The sequence below is a fragment of the Pseudomonas corrugata genome, from assembly GCF_050920615.1.
In the GTDB taxonomy this organism is placed as follows: Bacteria; Pseudomonadota; Gammaproteobacteria; order Pseudomonadales; family Pseudomonadaceae; genus Aquipseudomonas; species Aquipseudomonas corrugata.
This window is the reverse complement of the sequence record NZ_CP130434.1, coordinates 3,231,220-3,247,542: the sequence shown is the minus strand read 5'-3', so window position 1 is coordinate 3,247,542 and position 16,323 is coordinate 3,231,220. Positions and strand designations below refer to the sequence as shown.

Annotated in this window: 16 protein-coding genes; 8 read left to right on the top strand and 8 right to left on the bottom strand. The window is 63.5% G+C overall.

The features are described 5' to 3' along the window. Position 1: 1 nt before the first annotated feature. The 5 genes from QZH45_RS14650 to QZH45_RS14630 all read left to right on the top strand — a co-directional run bounded on the left by QZH45_RS14650 (position 2) and on the right by QZH45_RS14630 (position 4,317). Positions 2-652: an amino acid ABC transporter permease gene (locus QZH45_RS14650; RefSeq protein ID WP_053191735.1), complete on the top strand. Its 651-nt coding sequence runs from the start codon at positions 2-4 to the stop codon at positions 650-652. Beyond that, positions 645-1,367, top strand: coding sequence for an amino acid ABC transporter ATP-binding protein (locus QZH45_RS14645; protein ID WP_024777747.1), 723 nt, complete (start codon positions 645-647; stop codon positions 1,365-1,367). Before QZH45_RS14650 ends, QZH45_RS14645 begins: the two co-directional genes overlap by 8 nt. A gap of 106 nt (positions 1,368-1,473) precedes the next feature. Beyond that, the gene (locus tag QZH45_RS14640) at positions 1,474-2,502 is read left to right on the top strand and encodes a trans-3-hydroxy-L-proline dehydratase (RefSeq protein ID WP_053191733.1); all 1,029 of its coding nucleotides are present in this window, start codon (positions 1,474-1,476) and stop codon (positions 2,500-2,502) included. 83 nt (positions 2,503-2,585) lie between these two features. Further along, complete coding sequence (locus QZH45_RS14635; protein WP_053191731.1) at positions 2,586-3,503, top strand: dihydrodipicolinate synthase family protein; 918 nt, start codon at positions 2,586-2,588, stop codon at positions 3,501-3,503. A gap of 256 nt (positions 3,504-3,759) precedes the next feature. Then, positions 3,760-4,317: a DinB family protein gene (locus QZH45_RS14630; protein ID WP_053191729.1), complete on the top strand. Its 558-nt coding sequence runs from the start codon at positions 3,760-3,762 to the stop codon at positions 4,315-4,317. A 63-nt stretch (positions 4,318-4,380) separates the two neighbouring features. Here the strand turns inward: QZH45_RS14630 and QZH45_RS14625 are convergent, their stop codons facing one another. From QZH45_RS14625 to QZH45_RS14605, 5 genes are all read right to left on the bottom strand, one after another. Continuing rightward, positions 4,381-5,445 (bottom strand): 2,3-butanediol dehydrogenase, encoded by a 1,065-nt coding sequence (locus QZH45_RS14625; RefSeq protein ID WP_231995063.1) that lies wholly within the window; start codon positions 5,443-5,445, stop codon positions 4,381-4,383. An 81-nt stretch (positions 5,446-5,526) separates the two neighbouring features. Beyond that, a complete protein-coding gene (locus QZH45_RS14620) occupies positions 5,527-6,639 on the bottom strand; it encodes an acetoin dehydrogenase dihydrolipoyllysine-residue acetyltransferase subunit (RefSeq protein WP_053191725.1) in 1,113 nt (370 codons plus the stop codon). Further along, positions 6,639-7,655 carry an alpha-ketoacid dehydrogenase subunit beta gene (locus tag QZH45_RS14615; protein ID WP_024777753.1) on the bottom strand — a complete coding sequence of 339 codons (1,017 nt, stop codon included), beginning with the start codon at positions 7,653-7,655 and terminating at the stop codon, positions 6,639-6,641. Before QZH45_RS14615 ends, QZH45_RS14620 begins: the two co-directional genes overlap by 1 nt. A gap of 36 nt (positions 7,656-7,691) precedes the next feature. After that, positions 7,692-8,669 (bottom strand): thiamine pyrophosphate-dependent dehydrogenase E1 component subunit alpha, encoded by a 978-nt coding sequence (locus QZH45_RS14610; RefSeq protein WP_024777754.1) that lies wholly within the window; start codon positions 8,667-8,669, stop codon positions 7,692-7,694. Between the two features lie 2 nt (positions 8,670-8,671). Then, a complete protein-coding gene (locus QZH45_RS14605) occupies positions 8,672-9,754 on the bottom strand; it encodes an ATP-NAD kinase family protein (protein ID WP_053191724.1) in 1,083 nt (360 codons plus the stop codon). Positions 9,755-10,101: 347 nt separating this feature from the next. Between QZH45_RS14605 and QZH45_RS14600 the strand changes: the two genes are divergently transcribed. Continuing rightward, positions 10,102-11,982: a sigma-54-dependent Fis family transcriptional regulator gene (locus QZH45_RS14600; RefSeq protein ID WP_024777756.1), complete on the top strand. Its 1,881-nt coding sequence runs from the start codon at positions 10,102-10,104 to the stop codon at positions 11,980-11,982. 10 nt (positions 11,983-11,992) lie between these two features. On the opposite strand, the gene QZH45_RS14595 is transcribed toward QZH45_RS14600, so the two are convergent. The 3 genes from QZH45_RS14595 to QZH45_RS14585 all read right to left on the bottom strand — a co-directional run bounded on the left by QZH45_RS14595 (position 11,993) and on the right by QZH45_RS14585 (position 14,003). Continuing rightward, the gene (locus tag QZH45_RS14595; RefSeq protein ID WP_033034297.1) at positions 11,993-12,310 is read right to left on the bottom strand and encodes a hypothetical protein; all 318 of its coding nucleotides are present in this window, start codon (positions 12,308-12,310) and stop codon (positions 11,993-11,995) included. Positions 12,311-12,429: 119 nt separating this feature from the next. After that, positions 12,430-13,641 carry a cytochrome c biogenesis protein DipZ gene (locus QZH45_RS14590; protein ID WP_053191723.1) on the bottom strand — a complete coding sequence of 404 codons (1,212 nt, stop codon included), beginning with the start codon at positions 13,639-13,641 and terminating at the stop codon, positions 12,430-12,432. A 98-nt stretch (positions 13,642-13,739) separates the two neighbouring features. Beyond that, positions 13,740-14,003 (bottom strand): DUF2790 domain-containing protein, encoded by a 264-nt coding sequence (locus QZH45_RS14585; protein WP_024777759.1) that lies wholly within the window; start codon positions 14,001-14,003, stop codon positions 13,740-13,742. 231 nt (positions 14,004-14,234) lie between these two features. On the opposite strand from QZH45_RS14585, the gene QZH45_RS14580 reads away from it, so the two are divergent. Together QZH45_RS14580 and QZH45_RS14575 are read left to right on the top strand one after the other, a co-directional pair. Then, positions 14,235-14,975 (top strand): response regulator, encoded by a 741-nt coding sequence (locus QZH45_RS14580; RefSeq protein WP_024777760.1) that lies wholly within the window; start codon positions 14,235-14,237, stop codon positions 14,973-14,975. Beyond that, complete coding sequence (locus QZH45_RS14575; RefSeq protein WP_053191721.1) at positions 14,972-16,294, top strand: ATP-binding protein; 1,323 nt, start codon at positions 14,972-14,974, stop codon at positions 16,292-16,294. The genes QZH45_RS14580 and QZH45_RS14575 overlap by 4 nt, the downstream gene beginning before the upstream one ends. The last annotated feature ends 29 nt before the right edge of the window (positions 16,295-16,323 follow it).

The following is a 16,323-nucleotide window of genomic DNA, read 5'->3' as shown; positions in this document are numbered from 1 at the left end:
CATGTTTGCAACAAGCCTCACCGTTAACGACCTGTTGTTCTTGCTCGAGGGGGCCTGGGTCACGCTGCAGTTGACCGCCTGGTCGATCCTGCTCGGCACCCTGGCCGGGTTGCTGTGCGGCCTGCTCCGGGCGCTGTTGCCCCGTGCCAGCCTGCCACTGGCCTGGATCCTGGACGTGTTTCGCAGCGTGCCGTTGCTGATCCAGTTCGTGCTGTTCAACTCGCTCAAGAGCATCGTCGGCCTGAACCTCAGCGCCTTCGCCGTCGGCTGCATCGTGCTCGGGGTCTACGCCGCCGCGTACTTCACCGAAATCGTCCGTGGCGGGGTGCTGGCGGTGCCGCTGAGCACCCGACGGGCCAGCCGCTCCCTGGGCTTGAGCTACCTGCAGGACCTGCGCTTCATCGTCCTGCCGATTGCCACGCGCGTAGCCTTTCCCGGCTGGCTGAACCTGATACTCGGGGTGATGAAGGATACCGCGCTGGTGATGTGGATCGGCATCGTCGAACTGCTGCGTGCTTCGCAAACCATCGTCACGCGCATTCAGGAACCCCTGTTGGTGCTGTGCATCGCAGGCCTCATTTACTACGTGATGAGCCTGGTGGTTGCCCGCCTTGGCGCACGTCTGGAAAGAAGGTGGCAGGAAAATGATTGAGATCGAGAACGTGCACAAGTCCTTCGGTGACCTGGAAGTCGTCAAGGGTGTGAGCCTCACCGTGGACAAGGGTGAAGTGGTGTCGATCATCGGTGGCTCGGGTTCCGGCAAGTCGACCCTGCTGATGTGCATCAACGGTCTGGAGCCGATCCAGCAAGGCAGCATTCGCGTGGACGGCGTCGAGGTGCATGACCGCGCCACCGACCTCAATCACTTGCGGCAGAAGATCGGCATCGTCTTCCAGCAATGGAACGCCTTCCCGCACCTGACCGTGCTGGAGAACGTGATGCTGGCGCCGCGCAAGGTGCTGGGCAAGAGCAAACAGGAGGCCGAGGCCCTGGCGGTGAAACAGCTGGAGCACGTGGGCCTGGGGGACAAGCTCAAGGCCTTTCCGAACAAGCTCTCCGGCGGCCAGCAACAGCGCATGGCCATCGCCCGGGCCCTGGCGATGTCGCCGGACTACATGCTGTTCGATGAAGCCACCTCGGCCCTGGACCCGCAACTGGTGGGGGAAGTACTGGACACCATGCGCATGCTCGCCGAGGACGGCATGACCATGGTGCTGGTGACCCACGAGATCCGTTTCGCCCGGGACGTGTCCGACCGCGTGGCGTTCTTTTGCAATGGCCGGGTGCATGAGATCGGGCCGCCGGACCAGGTGATCGGCAACCCGATGCAACGGGAGACGGCGGCGTTTCTCAAGTCGGTGAAATAGCCAATGACCCCTTCGCGAGCAAGCCCGCTCCCACATGGGATTTGTACCCTGTGGGAGCGAGCCTGCTCGCGATGAGGCCGGAACGGACAACACAAGGAACAGCCCAATGCGCTCATCAAAAATCATCCACATCGTCAGCTGCCACGCCGAAGGCGAAGTCGGCGATGTGATAGTCGGCGGCGTCGCCCCGCCCCCCGGTGCCACCGTGTGGGAACAGTCGCGCTGGATCGCCCGGGACCAGACCCTGCGCAACTTCGTCCTCAACGAACCCCGTGGCGGCGTGTTCCGCCACGTCAACCTGCTGGTGCCGGCCAAGGACCCTCGGGCGCAGATGGCCTGGATCATCATGGAGCCGGTCGACACGCCGCCGATGTCCGGCTCCAACTCCCTGTGCGTGGCCACCGTGCTGCTGGACAGCGGCATCCTGCCCATGACCGAACCCCAGACCCGCCTGGTGCTCGAAGCCCCTGGCGGGTTGATTGAAGCCCTCGCCGACTGCCGCGACGGCAAGGTGCAACGGGTGGAGATCAAGAACGTGCCCTCCTTCGCCGACCGTCTCGACGCCTGGATCGAAGTCGAGGGCCTGGGCTCGCTGCAGGTGGACACCGCCTATGGCGGCGACAGTTTCGTCATCGCCGACGCCCAGCGCCTGGGCTTTGCCATCCGCCCTGACGAGGCCGCCGACCTGGTAGCCGTCGGGCTGAAAATCACCCGGGCCGCCAATGAGCAACTGGGTTTCGAGCATCCGCTGAACCCAGACTGGTCGCACATCTCGTTCTGCCAGATCGCCGCGCCCATCGTCATGGAAGCCGGTGTCGCGACCGGCGCCAACGCCGTGGTGATCCAGCCCGGCAAGATCGACCGCTCCCCCACCGGCACCGGTTGCTCGGCGCGCATGGCGGTGCTGCAGGCCAAGGGGTTGATGCACGTGGGCGAGCGGTTCATCGGGCGCTCGATCATCGGCTCCGAGTTCCATTGCCGCATCGACTCGCTGACCGACGTGGCCGGGCGCCCGGCGATCTATCCGTGCATTGCCGGACGGGCGTGGATCACCGGCACGCATCAATTGCTGCTGGACCCGGCTGATCCATGGCCGCAGGGCTATCGGCTTTCAGATACGTGGCCTGGCGCATGATTTTCTCGACTTTGCACATTCCCTTTGTGGCGAGGGGATGAATCCCCTCGCCACAAACCATTAACCACCGGAGACAACCACCCATGAGCAAACGCATCAACTGGAGCGGCGTATTCCCCGCCGTTACCACCCAATTCAACGAAGACTTCTCCATCAACCTGGACAAGACCCATGAGGTCATTTCCAACGTCATCCGTGACGGCGTCTCGGGCCTGGTGGTCTGTGGTTCGGTGGGGGAAAACACTTCGCTGAGCGCCGAAGAAAAAATCGCCGTGACCGAAGTCGCGGTGGACGCCTCCCGCGGCAGGGTGCCGGTGATCTGCGGCGTGGCCGAGTTCACCAGCGTGCAGGCGGCCAAGGTCGCCAACGCGGTGCGCAAGGTCGGCGTTGACGGTGTGATGCTGATGCCAGCATTGGTCTATGGCTCCAAGCCGTTCGAAACCGCCGAGCACTTTCGCTATGTCGCCCGGCATGCCGACGTGCCGCTGATGGTTTACAACAACCCACCGATCTACAAGAACGACGTGACCCCGGATATCCTGATTTCCCTGGCCGATTGCGACAACGTGGTGTGTTTCAAGGACTCCTCCGGCGATACCCGACGCTTCATCGACGTGCGCAATGAAGTGGGTGATCGCTTTGTGCTGTTCGCAGGCCTCGACGACGTGGTGCTGGAAAGCCTCGCCGTGGGCGCCGAAGGCTGGGTCTCGGGCATGTCCAACGTGTTCCCGAAGGAAGGCGAAACCATCTTCCGCCTGGCCCGCGCCGGGCGTTTCGCCGAAGCGATGCCGATCTACGAATGGCTGATGCCGATCCTGCACCTCGACGCCCGCGCCGACCTGGTGCAATGCATCAAGCTGTGCGAAGCCATCGCCGGCCGCGGCAGCGCCCTCACCCGCCCACCACGCCTGGCCCTGCCGGAAGAAGACCGGGTGTATGTGGAACAGATCATGGCCAAGGCCCTGGCGAATCGACCGGCGCTGCCGGATGTGGGGCTCTGACCCGAGGCAAATGAACTCCCCCGTGGGAGCGAGCCTGCTCGCGATAGCGGTCTGTCTGGACGGCTATGCTGAATGTACCGCCGTCATCGCGAGCAGGCTCGCTCCCACACTGACCGAGGTGTATGGAGGACTATCAGCCAGCACATAAACCCACTGTGGGAGCGAGCCTGCTCGCGATAGCGGTCTGTCTGGAACGGCTATGCTGGATGTACCGCCGCTATCGCGAGCAGGCTCGCTCCCACAAGGAAGGCTTACCATGAATTATTTCCTCGCCCAGGCCCTGAACAACCAGTGGGCCAACCACCGCCTGCTCGGCACCTGTGCGCAGTTGAGCGAGGACGAATACCTGACGCGACGCACGGGGTTCTTTCCGTCCATACAAGCCACGCTCTGCCATATCCTGGAGGTGGATCGTTATTACCTCACCGCCCTGGAGGGTGATCGTGACGGTCAGATCAAGAACTTCTCCGAGACATTGGCCTTTGCCGAGCTGGTTCGAAGCCAGGCCCGCACCGACCGGCGACTGGTGGCGTTCTGCGAATCCCTGCGGGAGAAAGACCTCGCCCGGTCCGTCGAATTGGTACGCGCCGACGGTGCGGTGGTGCCCGAGCGAATCGACCGGTTGCTCCTGCACCTGTTCGAACACCAGATTCACCACCGTGGACAGGTCCACACGATGCTCAGCGACACCGACATCGAGCCGCCACAGCTCGACGAGTTCTTCCTCGACTGCGACCACAAGTTTCGGCAAACGGAAGAACAGCAGTTGCAACTCGACGAGGGCCGCGTCTGGCGAGCCTATCTAGCGGATTGAGCCCACGGCAAAAAATGCGATGGTCGCTACCGGCCATCGCCAATCGCCCACATCAGGCTGAGCTCAGATCCGGGCCGGTGACACAATGATTTTCACGTTGTGTTCCTTGTTGTTGACCAGTTCCTCGAATCCCTGCCCGACAATCTGCTCCAACTGGATGCGCCCGGTTACCAATGGAGAAATGTCCAAGCGGCCATCAGCAATGAACGCAATGACATCGGCAAATTCGCCGTTGTAGGCCAGCGCGCCGAGCACCTGCTTCTCGGTAGACACCAGTTCGAAGAAGTTGAATTCGCTCGGTTCCTCGAAAATCCCCACCAGCACGCATTTGCCGGCCTTGCGGATCAGGTCGATGGCCAGCTTGGCGGTGTGCTTGTTGCCGATGCACTCGAAGCTGACATCGGCGCCCAGCCCCCCGGTCAGGCGGCGCACTTCAGCCAACGCATCGCACTGGTTGGGATCGATGACATGACTGGCGCCGACTTCCAGGGCCTTGGCCTTGCGTGCACCGGACATTTCCAGGGCAATCACCTGGGCCGCCCCGGCGGCCTTGGCACACATGATGGTGCACAGGCCAATGGTCCCGGCGCCCACCACCACAACGTTCTGGCCCAACAGGCTGCCGGCTTTCTTCACCGCGTGCATGCCCACCGCCAACGGCTCGATCAGCGCGCCGGCCTCTGCAGGAAAATCGGCAGGCAACTTGTAGAGCAAATTGGCCGGCACATTGACCAGTTCCGCGAACGCACCATTGTTCATCAGGCCGGTGAACGCCAGGTTTTCGCAGATGTTGTAAAGCCCGTGGGTACAGTAGTAGCAGGTGCCGCAGTGCTGGCAGGCATCCGCCGCCACCGGCTCGCCAACGCTGAAGCCCTCGACTCCGGCACCCAGTTCGACGATTTCGCCACAAAACTCGTGGCCGAGGATGCACTGGCCCTTGATACCGGTCAGCGGGTGTGGCGCGTCCACCGGGATGAACACCGGCCCGGCCACATACTCATGCAGGTCGGAGCCGCAGATGCCGCACCACTGCACGCGGATCTGCACCCAGCCGGCGGGCGGCGAAACGGGCAACGGTACATCTTCGACACGGATATCGTTGCGGCCATGCCAGACGGCGGCGCGCATGCTGCGGGTAGGCGTGATTGAAGCGTTCATAGCGTTTCTCCAGAATACTTGGGGGCGACGACTCGCGCGTCGCCCGTTCGATCAGTGCTGTTCAATGAACCCAAGGATCAATCGATTGACTTGCTCGGCCGCTTCCATCTGCACCATGTGGCCTTGGCCGCTCAGCACCTCCACCTGGGCGTCCAACCCCTCGCCATGGGCCGCCGGGATGATCGCGTCATCGCTGCCCCAGACCACCAGGGTCGGCACGTGACCGGCCTGCACCACTTCGCGCAAGTCCACCTGTTGGCGACCATCGGCGAACAAGGTCGTCGACAGCTGCCTCAATGCAGCGTCCACGCCCTCCAGGCGCTTGTACTTGAGCATGTCATCGAGCATCTGCCGGTTGACCAGCTCGGCGTTGGAGAACAACTGCACCAACTGCGGCTTGAGGGCGTTGCGATTGGAGGCGTCGACAAAGCCTTGCAGGTAGTCGCCGTTGATCTCAGGGCCGAGGCCAGCACTGCCGATCAGCGTCAGGGAGCGCACCCGCTGGGGCATCAAGCGTGCGGTGTTCAGCGACACGGCCCCGCCCATGGAATGGCCCACCAGGTGTGCGACGCTGATGTCCAGGTGATCGAGCAAGGCCAACACCGCGCCGCTCAACTCGTCCAGGTCGCCACGTTGCAGGGTCTTGCCGGACTCGCCATGACCCGGCAGGTCCAGGGCGATCACCCGGCGGCCGGCCGCCAAGGCCTCATGGTTGAACAGCCAATTGTTCAGGTCCCCGCCAAAACCGTGGACCAACACCAAGGGCATGCCGCCTTCGCCACGTTCAAAGTAGCGAATCACCCGGCCATCCAGCTCGACCTTCTGCGGTTTCGCGCCGGTGTCTTCATCACCGGTGTCGCCCGGCACGAAACTGGACTGGAACTGCTCGATGACCGCATCGATCTCGGCGTCGCTGGCCTCGCCGTCGACGACAATGCCCAGCAAGGCGCCGACCGCCAGGGTTTCATCCTGCCGCGCAACCTGCCGGCGCAACACACCGGAGAACGGCGCTTCGACACTGCTGGAAATCTTGTCGGTCTCCACGTCCAGCACTTCGTCGCCCTTGGTGATGGCCTGGCCCTCTTCCTTGAGCCAGGCATCGACCCGGCCTTCGGTCATCGACAGCCCCCATTTGGGCATGGTCAGGGTATGAATCTGGCTCATCAGCGCTTGCTCCACTCGATCACGTTGAGCACGGCTTGTTCGATCTTCGCCGCGTCAGGGATGTACAGGTCTTCCAGGGAATCGGAGAACGGCACCGGCGTATGCGGCGCGGTGACCATCTCGATCGGCGCCTTGAGTGCGCCGAAGGCTTTCTGCGCCACCAGCGCCGCGATGTCGGTGGCCATGGAGCAGCGTGGGTTGGCCTCATCGATGACCACCAGGCGCCCGGTCTTGTCCACGCTTTCGAGGATGCTGTCCTCATCCATCGGGCTGGTGGTGCGCAGGTCGATGACCTCGCAATCGATACCGCGCCCGGCCAGGCTGCGTGCCGCATCCATGGCGGTGTTGACCATGCGGCCGTAGGACACGAGGGTCACGTCCTTGCCGTCGCGCAGGAAGTTGGCCTCGCCAAACGGGATGGTGTAGAGCTCTTCGGGCACTTCACCCTGCATGCCGTACAGCAATTTGTGCTCGCAGAAGATCACCGGATCGTTGTCGCGGATCGCCTGGATGAGCAAGCCCTTGGCATCGTAGGGCGACGATGGGCATACCACCTTGAGCCCGGGGATGTGCGTCCACAAGGACGTGAGCATCTGCGAATGCTGGGCCGCGGCGCGCAGGCCGGCACCGACCATGGTGCGGATCACCAAAGGCGTGGAAGCCTTGCCACCGAACATGTAGCGAAACTTCGCCGCCTGGTTGAGGATCTGGTCCAGGCAGCAGCCGGCGAAGTCGACGAACATCAGTTCGCACACCGGGCGCACGCCGCAGGTCGCGGCCCCGACCGCCGCACCGACGTAACCGATTTCCGACAGCGGTGTGTCGAGCACGCGACCGGGGAACTGGTCGTAGAGGCCCTTGGTGACGCCGAGCACACCGCCCCAGGCGTCGTTTTCACCGGGCGCGCCGGCGCCACCGGCCACGTCCTCGCCCATGATGAACACGCTGGTATCGCGGTGCATTTCCTGGGCCAGGGCTTCGTTGATTGCCTGCTGATAGCTGATTTTTCTCGCCATGATGGAATTCTCTGTTCTTGTTTTATGAAGGGGCGTTCAGGGGTAGGAGACGTAGACATCGGTGAGCAGGTCCGCTGCCGCAGGCTTGGGATCGGACTTGGCCTTGCGCACCGCGTTTTCGATCAGCAGCTCCACTTCCCGGTCGACCTGGTCCAGTTGCTCGACCGAGAGCAACCCGGCCCGGGTGGTGCGCTCGCGGAACTGCATCAGGCAGTCCTGGTGTTCACGGAAATGCTTGACCTCATCTGGTGCCCGATACGTCTGCGCATCGCCCTCGAAATGGCCGTAATAGCGGGTCAGCTTGACCTCGATCAGCGATGGCCCTTCCCCGGCCCGGGCACGCTCGATGGCCGCCCCGGCGGCTTCGTGAACGGCGAAGAAGTCAAAACCGTCCACCGTCACCCCCGGCATGCCGAACCCGGCGGCGCGATCGGCGATGTGATCGCAAGCCACCGACCAATTGGATGCAGTGGCTTCCGCGTAACCGTTGTTCTCGGCAATGAACAGACACGGCAAGTTCCACACCGAAGCCATGTTCATGGCCTCGAACACCGCGCCTTCGTTGGAGCCGCCGTCGCCGAAGAACACCACCGCGACACTGTCGGTGCCCTTGAGTCGGGCTGCCAGCGCGGCGCCCACCACCAGCGGCGCACCGGCACCGACAATGCCGTTGGCGCCGAGCATGCCCTTCTCGAAATCGGCGATGTGCATGGAACCGCCCTTGCCTTGGCAGACCCCGGTTTTCTTGCCGTAGATCTCGGCCATCATTCCGTAGACATCCACGCCTTTGGCGATGCAATGGCCGTGGCCACGGTGGTTGGAGGCAATGCAATCGTCATCGCCCAGGTGGGCCATGACCCCGGCGGCGGACGCCTCTTCGCCGGCGTACAAGTGGACAAAACCGGGAATCTCGCCGGTGGCGAACTCCACGTGCAGGCGCTCTTCGAACGCGCGGATGGTGCGCATCACCTGATAGGCGTGCAGCAGTTGATCGTGGGTGAGCGGTGTCGACATTTTTATTCTCCAGGGGTGTCTTGAAGGCTGACTTGCAGGTTCAGGGGGTGTTGCGGATGTTCGCGGCCGATGCCCAACAGGCGCTGTTGCGCGACGTAGGCCAGCACCGCGTCGACATCGATGCTCAGCGGGCCGCCAGCATCGAGGGTGACCGTGGGTCGGTCCTGCGGGTTGAATTCGATTTCCCGTTCGCCATCCAGGGCCAGCGTGCCGCTGGACAGCGCCAGCGGATGGGCCACGCCGGGCTCCAGGCGTCCGGCCGCGAGCACGCCGCAGCCCTGCAACAGGCCAGGGGCCAGCGGCACCAGCAGCGCCTCAGGCGATTGCGGGTCCAGGCGCATCCAGGCACCGCCCGGCTCCTGCCGCGTCACCGGCAGCCACAAGCCACACAAGGCCGACAGGCCAATGGATTGCGGCTCGGCAAAGGTCACGAAGACTTCGGCCAGATCCGCCGCCCGGCTGATTGCACGGGCGCCGACAAAGCGCAGCGGCGAAACCGCGACGTCCACCAGGGCGATTTCCCGCAGACCGCGACGGGCCTCGCACACCAGCAAGCGCTTGTTGCGCCGCAGGCCGATCTGTTCGGGGATCCGGCCACTGGCGTACAAACCGCCGGCGAGCCCCGCCGTGGTGGCCTCGCGCAATTCGGGAAAGGCGTTATTGGTACCGGTGGAAAGCGTCAGCAACGGAATGTCGCCCACTTCGGCGGCCACGGCCTTGTGGGTGCCATCGCCGCCGAGCACGGCGATCAGCGCCACCTCGCGCTCGGCCATCAGGCGTGCGGCCCTGCGGGTGTCTTCGACGGTCTGGCGCAAGGTCAGGTCGAGAAACTCCAGGGCCGGCCAATGACTGTCGCGCGCCTGGCGGCTGTGACTGTTCTTCAGCACGGCAGCGGCGATGCCGGTCAAGTCGGTGGGCATCAGCACCTGTTCGACGCCGGTGGCGCCGAAGGCCGCCAGCAGGCGCTGGATCACCGAGACCTTGTCGGTGCTGGAAAACAGCCCGGCATTGGCCGTCAGGCGCCGCACGTCACGTCCCGAGGCAGGATTGGCGATGATCCCGACGGTCAGGGGACGATGACTCATGGCACCACCGTGGATGTGACTGGAGAATGACCTGGGCAGAAAGACATGGCATACCTCGTTTTTATTCTTGGAAGACCCGTCGCCGTGCGGGCTCTGGGCATAGAGCAAGGCCGGTGCCAGGCATGGAGAAAAGCCGGCGGATACCCGGGCCAGAGCCTTCCAAGCCAGATGAGCGACGAGCCGGCACAGGGCTCTGTGAGACGCCACATGTCAGCCTGCACGAGCCGACGGCGAGACCGTGAGACGTGGCGTCTCAAGTCGCTCCCCCCTACTGCCAGGCTTGTCTGTGTCCAGTGAACGGCGCTTAATGAGCGCACAACGATAAGAAGCTGAACCGGAGGCCAATCATGCTTTCCGCTCACTCCCGGGCCCATGTGGATTGCGTCAGCCGCGTCGTGAAGAACGCGAGCCAGTTGCCGCAGTTGCCTGTCCCGGACCTGATCCTCGACTCCTGGCGTCGATCCATGGAGCAGCATCACCTCGACCCCGGCTCGCTGCAGGGCCCGCGCATCCTGTCCGAAGATGTGCTCAAGCAATGCCGCGAGCGCTCCGAGCTGTTCCTCAATATCGCCAGCGAAGAAGTGGCGCGCCTCCATGGCCGGGTACGGGATGCCGACTACTGTGTGCTGCTGACCGACGCCCAGGGCCAGACCATCGATTACCGTGTCGAAACCGCCATTCGCAATGACTGCCGCAAGGCCGGGCTCTACCTGGGCACCTGCTGGTCGGAGGGCGAGGAAGGCACTTGCGGCGTGGCCGCGGTGCTCACGGCCAAGACCCCGGTGACGGTGCACAAGCGCGATCACTTCCGCGCAGCGTTCATTGGCCTGACCTGCTCCGCCGCGCCAGTCTTCGACCCCCAGGGGGAACTGCTCGGGGTGCTGGACGTGTCGGCGGTTCGCTCACCGGACGACCGCCGCTCGCAGCACTTGATCCGCCAGATGGTGGTGCAGAGTGCCCGGGAAATCGAACAGGCATTTTTCATGAGCAGCGCCCAGGGCTATTGGGTGCTGCGGGCCCATCGCAACGCCGGTTACGTCGACAGCCAGCCCGATTACCTGTTCGCCTGGGACGACGACGGTTGCCTGCAAGCCCTGAACCCCGCTGCACGCCAGTACCTGCTGCAACAGTACGGCCAGTTGCCACAGCACATCAGCCAGGTCTTCGACCAACAATGGTTGCACCGTGCCCGGGACGAGAGCCTTTACCCCTTCAGCCGTCAGGGCACCGAGTCGTCCCTGCACGGCCGCTTGAGCGCGCCACGGCATCGGGCGCAGCCGCATGCGCGGGTGGCGATGACCCCGGTCGACATCGATCCACGCCTGGCCGACAGCCTGCGCCTGGCGGTGCGGGTCAAGGATCGCAATCTGCCGGTGTTGATCCAGGGCGAAACCGGCTCCGGCAAAGAGGTATTCGCCCGCCAATTGCACCAGGCCAGCCAGCGCCGCGAGCGCCCGTTCGTCGCGCTGAACTGCGCCGCGATTCCTGAAAGCCTGATCGAGAGCGAGTTGTTCGGCTATGTGGCCGGAGCTTTCACCGGTGCATCGAGCAAGGGTATGCAGGGCCTGTTGCAGCAGGCCGACGGCGGCACGCTGTTCCTGGATGAAATCGGTGACATGCCGCTGGCCTTGCAGACCCGCCTGTTGCGGGTGCTGGCGGAGGGAGAGGTGGCGCCACTCGGTGCGTCACGCCGCAAAGCCGTGGACATCCAGGTGATCTGCGCCACTCACCGCGACCTGGAAGCCCTGGTCACCGTCGGCGAGTTTCGCGAGGACCTGTACTTCCGCCTGGGCGGTGCCCGCTTCCAACTGCCGCCGTTGCGCGAGCGCAGTGACCGGCTGACGCTGATCAACCGCATCCTCGAAGAAGAATCGACTCGCTGCGGCGGCGCCGTGCAGTTGAGCAGCGCGGCCCTGGAATGCCTGCTCGGTTACCATTGGCCGGGCAACATCCGTCAGTTGCGCCATGTGCTGCGCTACGCCTGCGCGGTATGCGACAGCCGCGTGATCCAGCGCGCTCACCTGCCCGAGTCGTTACACGGCGCGCAAGTCACCGCCCTTGCGCCTGAGCCGAGCGCCAGCCCGGAACGCCAGGCCCTGCTCGATGCCCTTGTGCGCCATCGCTGGAAACCCACTGCCGCCGCCCGGGCCCTTGGCATTTCCCGGGCCACCCTGTACCGAAGGGTCCATCAGCACGGCATCGACATGCCTGGCCGAAGCCCGGCATGAGCGGGATCGGCTAGCGGCGCGCCAACTCGTGACGTACGCATTGCTCGTAGTAGGTCTGCTTGACTGCGGCGGGCTTGAGGCGAGAGGCGCTGTCGTAGGTCTGTTCGGTGATGCCCAGGGCGGTCATGCGCATCCACGGCCGGGGAAACTTGCGCGCTTGCAGCTTTTTCCGGGCGCCGTACAGGGAGACACCGGAGAGCTTGGAAGCTTGTGCGCCTGCCGCGATGTCCGCCCCCCAGCGACATACGGACTGCTGGTTTTGCGTCAGCGCCCGCGCCTGGGTTTCGAGCGATACGCAGGCCAGGAAGGATGTCACTACGACCCACATGGCCACGCCCCACATAGAAAATCGCATAAGTTTGTCGTCCAACATTCTGAAATAAAAGAAGTTTGACAACCTTTGAATGGACTAGGGGCCAGTACTCGACTGGCCCTTCGCCACAGTTATTACTGGCTCGCCTTGGCCTCCTGCAGCAACTGTTGGATCACCTGCTCCTGCTCGCCATAGCGGCCTTCACCGAAGTGGCTGTAGCGCACCTGCCCCTTGGCATCGATGAAGTAATGCGCCGGCCAGTACTGATTGTTGAACGCGCGCCAGATCGCATACTGGTTGTCGATGGCCACCGGGTAGTTGATGTCCAGCTTGCGAACCTGCTGGCGCACGTTGTCGATGATCTTCTCGTAGCCGTATTCCGGGGTGTGAACGCCAATTACCACCAACCCGTCCTTCTCATACTTCTTGGCCCAGTCATTCACGTGGGGAAGCGTGTGCTGGCAGTTGATGCAGTCGTAGGTCCAGAAATCCACCAGCACCACCTTGCCCTTCAGCGCTTCGCTGTCGAGCGGCGGCGAGTTCAGCCATTGCACCGCACCGTCCAGCGAAGGCATGGCGCCCTGGGCCTCGAGGTTCGGCATCGGGTTGGCGCTGGCCTTGCTGATCACGTAGTCGATTGCCTGGGGTACCTTTTCCAGTACGCTTTGCTCCAGGCTTGCGGCGCCTTGGGAAGAAGTGCTGGCCAACAGTCGATCATCGGCGCCGGTACCGATCGCCACGGCAGTCAGCAACACCACCACACCGCTGCCACGACGCAACCAGGCTGTCACCGGCAACGACAGCTTCAGCCGTGCAACCAAACCACGTCCGGCGAAGATCAAGGTTCCCAGCGACAAGGCACTGCCCAGGCCGTAGGCCAGCAGCAACAGGCTGGTCCCGGCGCTTGCGCCCTGCAGCATGGCCCCGGTCAGGATCACACCGAGTATCGGCCCGGCACAGGGCGCCCAGAGCAGCCCGGTGGCGACACCGATCAATACCGATGCCAACGGCCCATCCAGTCGCCCGGCACCCGCATCGACGCGATTGCCCAGCCTGACCAGCGGCCGCGCCAACCAGGTGCCAACCCGGCTGAAGATCAGGGACAAGGCGAACAGCACCATCACCCCCAGGGCGACCTGCCGTCCCACGCTGCTGGCACGCAGCACCCAGTCACTGCTGACCACCGCCAGGCTCGATACCAGGGCGAAGGTCAGGACCATGCCACCGAGGGTCAGCAACATCGAGCCCGGCGTACGGTTGGCCCGGGCGAACAGAAACGGCACCACGGGGAGAATACAAGGGCTGAGGATCGTCAGAATCCCGCCGAGGAAAGCGATCAGAAGCATGGCATCACCTCATGGGCAGTCAGGCCGGACCAGGCCTAAACCACAAATATTTATCGATTTAAAACAATCAGTTATATGACTTTATTGATATTTAACTTTCAGTTTTCGTTGCTGCAGTTGTCAGCCAACTTGCGATATTCCAGTGCCTGGCGGTGCCCCGCCGAATCCAGGTAGGTCATGTGAGCATTGACGACGCCGCAGGAAGGACCGCTGTCTTCGGAGATGGAGAGCACTTTCTGGATGTCCAGGTGATTGCCGTAGGCGTAGGTCTGCGTCTGGACATTGCTTTCGGCCCGGGCCGACAGGGTGCAGATGTTCAGCGCGGCGAACAGGCAGGCGGCGTAGATGGCTTTGGTGTTCATGGCGGTGTCCTCGATTCATTCAATGGGTGTGTTTGCTGTCGAGGCCGGGTGTGTTGCCTCGTTGGATGCCATTGAATGCCGCTGAGGTATCGCGCCTGTATCGAGCCGGGGGCTTTTTGCATCGCTGTGTATCCGTCGCGCGCCAGATACACTGCAATACAAACCGTCGGGAGCCAGGCCCGCCGCGCCCTGTATTCTGACCACAACAAAACGCCAAGAGGGCTGGACACCATGGATCATGTCGATCATGTGTTGATAGTGGATGATGATCGCGAAATCAGGGAACTGGTGGGCAACTACCTGAAAAAGAATGGACTGCGTACCACCGTCGTCGCCGATGGCCGGCAGATGCGCGCCTTTCTGGAAACCACGCCGGTGGACCTGATCGTGCTGGACCTGATGATGCCGGGCGATGACGGCCTGGTCCTGTGCCGGGAACTGCGCGCCGGCAAGCACAAGGCCACGCCGGTCCTGATGCTCACCGCCCGCAACGACGAAACCGACCGCATCATTGGCCTGGAAATGGGCGCCGACGATTATCTGGTCAAACCCTTTGCCGCACGTGAGCTGCTGGCCCGGATCAACGCGGTGTTGCGCCGCACCCGCATGCTGCCGCCCAATCTGGTGGTCACCGAAAGCGGCCGCCTGCTGGCGTTCGGTCGCTGGCGCCTGGACACCACGGCGCGTCACCTGCTGGACACCGACGGCACCATGGTCGCCCTGAGCGGCGCGGAATACCGGCTGTTGCGGGTGTTCCTCGACCACCCACAGCGGGTGCTCAACCGCGACCAACTGCTGAACCTTACCCAGGGTCGGGACGCCGATCTGTTCGATCGCTCCATCGACCTGCTGGTCAGCCGCCTGCGCCAGCGTCTGCTGGATGATGCCCGCGAGCCGGCCTATATCAAGACCGTGCGCAGCGAAGGCTATGTCTTCTCCTTGCCAGTGGAAATTCTCGAGGCATCGACATGAGTCTGCCGCTACGCTGGCCGCGCACCCTCGCCTCGCGGCTGTCGCTGATTTTCCTGATCGGTCTGATCCTGGCCCAGGGCTTGTCGTTCGGCGCCCAATATTACGAACGCTACCAGACCGCCAAGTCCACCATGCTCGGCAATCTGGAAACCGATGTCTCGACCTCCGTCGCCATCCTGGATCGCCTGCCCGCCGCTGAACGCCCGGCCTGGCTGCCCACACTCACCCGGCGCAACTACGGCTACCTGCTGAATGAAGGTCAACCCGGCCAACCGATAGAACGTGGCAACGCGCCGATCTCGGTGAGTTCGATCGAAGACGCCATCGGCCAGGCCTATCCACTGACCTTTATCGACATTCCGGGACCACAGAAGCATTATCAGGCTCATTTGCGCCTGAGCGATGGCAGTCCACTGACCATCGACGTCCGTCCGGCCATGATGCCCCTCTCCCCCTGGCTGCCGGTGGTGCTGCTGGGACAGTTGGCATTGCTGATCGGCTGTACCTGGCTGGCTGTGCGCATCGCCGTCGGCCCCCTGACCCGGCTGGCCCAGGCCGTGGAAACCCTCGATCCGAACGCCCACAGCGTACGCCTGGATGAGCAAGGCCCGACCGAAGTGGTCCATGCGGCCAAGGCGTTCAATGCCATGCAGGACCGTATCGCCGCCTATCTGAAGGAGCGCATGCAGTTGCTGGCGGCGATATCCCACGACCTGCAGACCCCCATCACCCGCATGAAGCTGCGGGCGGAATTCATGGATGAGGGCATTGAGAAGGACAAACTCTGGAGCGACCTGGGTGAGATGGAGCATTTGGTGCGCGAAGGCGTGGCCTATGCCCGCAGCATCCATGGCGCTACCGAGGCCAGCTGTCGAATCAGCCTGGATGCGTTTCTCGACAGTCTGGTGTTCGACTACCAGGACACCGGGCAGGATGTGCAGTTGTCCGGAAAGAATGCCGCCGTCATCGACACCCGCCCCCATGCCTTGCGTCGGGTGCTGGTGAACCTGGTGGACAACGCGCTGAAGTTCGGTGGCGCGGCCCGGATCGAGGTGCAGGCCGATCGCGATGGCCAACTGGCGATCCAGGTCCTGGACCGCGGCCCCGGCATCAACGAGCAGGAGCTGGCCGAAGTGCTCAAGCCGTTCTACCGGGTGGAAAGCTCGCGCAACCGTGAGACCGGCGGAACCGGACTGGGACTGGCCATCGCCCAGCAACTGGCGACGGCCATGGGCGGCTCACTGACCCTGAGCAACCGCGAAGGCGGCGGCCTGTGCGCCGAACTGCGCCTGAGCCGCGACGCCTCGCTCGGCAATTGACCTTGGGCTGACCGGTCTACCGCTATCGC

Bases quoted from the DNA above. Each gene is read 5' to 3' on its own strand.
- QZH45_RS14650 (WP_053191735.1), top strand. From the start codon at position 2: ATGTTTGCAACAAGCCTCACCGTTAACGACCTGTTGTTCTTGCTCGAG.
- QZH45_RS14645 (WP_024777747.1), top strand. From the start codon at position 645: ATGATTGAGATCGAGAACGTGCACAAGTCCTTCGGTGACCTGGAAGTC.
- QZH45_RS14640 (WP_053191733.1), top strand. From the start codon at position 1,474: ATGCGCTCATCAAAAATCATCCACATCGTCAGCTGCCACGCCGAAGGC.
- QZH45_RS14635 (WP_053191731.1), top strand. From the start codon at position 2,586: ATGAGCAAACGCATCAACTGGAGCGGCGTATTCCCCGCCGTTACCACC.
- QZH45_RS14630 (WP_053191729.1), top strand. From the start codon at position 3,760: ATGAATTATTTCCTCGCCCAGGCCCTGAACAACCAGTGGGCCAACCAC.
- QZH45_RS14625 (WP_231995063.1), bottom strand. From the start codon at position 5,445: ATGCGCGCCGCCGTCTGGCATGGCCGCAACGATATCCGTGTCGAAGAT.
- QZH45_RS14620 (WP_053191725.1), bottom strand. From the start codon at position 6,639: ATGAGCCAGATTCATACCCTGACCATGCCCAAATGGGGGCTGTCGATG.
- QZH45_RS14615 (WP_024777753.1), bottom strand. From the start codon at position 7,655: ATGGCGAGAAAAATCAGCTATCAGCAGGCAATCAACGAAGCCCTGGCC.
- QZH45_RS14610 (WP_024777754.1), bottom strand. From the start codon at position 8,669: ATGTCGACACCGCTCACCCACGATCAACTGCTGCACGCCTATCAGGTG.
- QZH45_RS14605 (WP_053191724.1), bottom strand. From the start codon at position 9,754: ATGAGTCATCGTCCCCTGACCGTCGGGATCATCGCCAATCCTGCCTCG.
- QZH45_RS14600 (WP_024777756.1), top strand. From the start codon at position 10,102: ATGCTTTCCGCTCACTCCCGGGCCCATGTGGATTGCGTCAGCCGCGTC.
- QZH45_RS14595 (WP_033034297.1), bottom strand. From the start codon at position 12,310: ATGTGGGTCGTAGTGACATCCTTCCTGGCCTGCGTATCGCTCGAAACC.
- QZH45_RS14590 (WP_053191723.1), bottom strand. From the start codon at position 13,641: ATGCTTCTGATCGCTTTCCTCGGCGGGATTCTGACGATCCTCAGCCCT.
- QZH45_RS14585 (WP_024777759.1), bottom strand. From the start codon at position 14,003: ATGAACACCAAAGCCATCTACGCCGCCTGCCTGTTCGCCGCGCTGAAC.
- QZH45_RS14580 (WP_024777760.1), top strand. From the start codon at position 14,235: ATGGATCATGTCGATCATGTGTTGATAGTGGATGATGATCGCGAAATC.
- QZH45_RS14575 (WP_053191721.1), top strand. From the start codon at position 14,972: ATGAGTCTGCCGCTACGCTGGCCGCGCACCCTCGCCTCGCGGCTGTCG.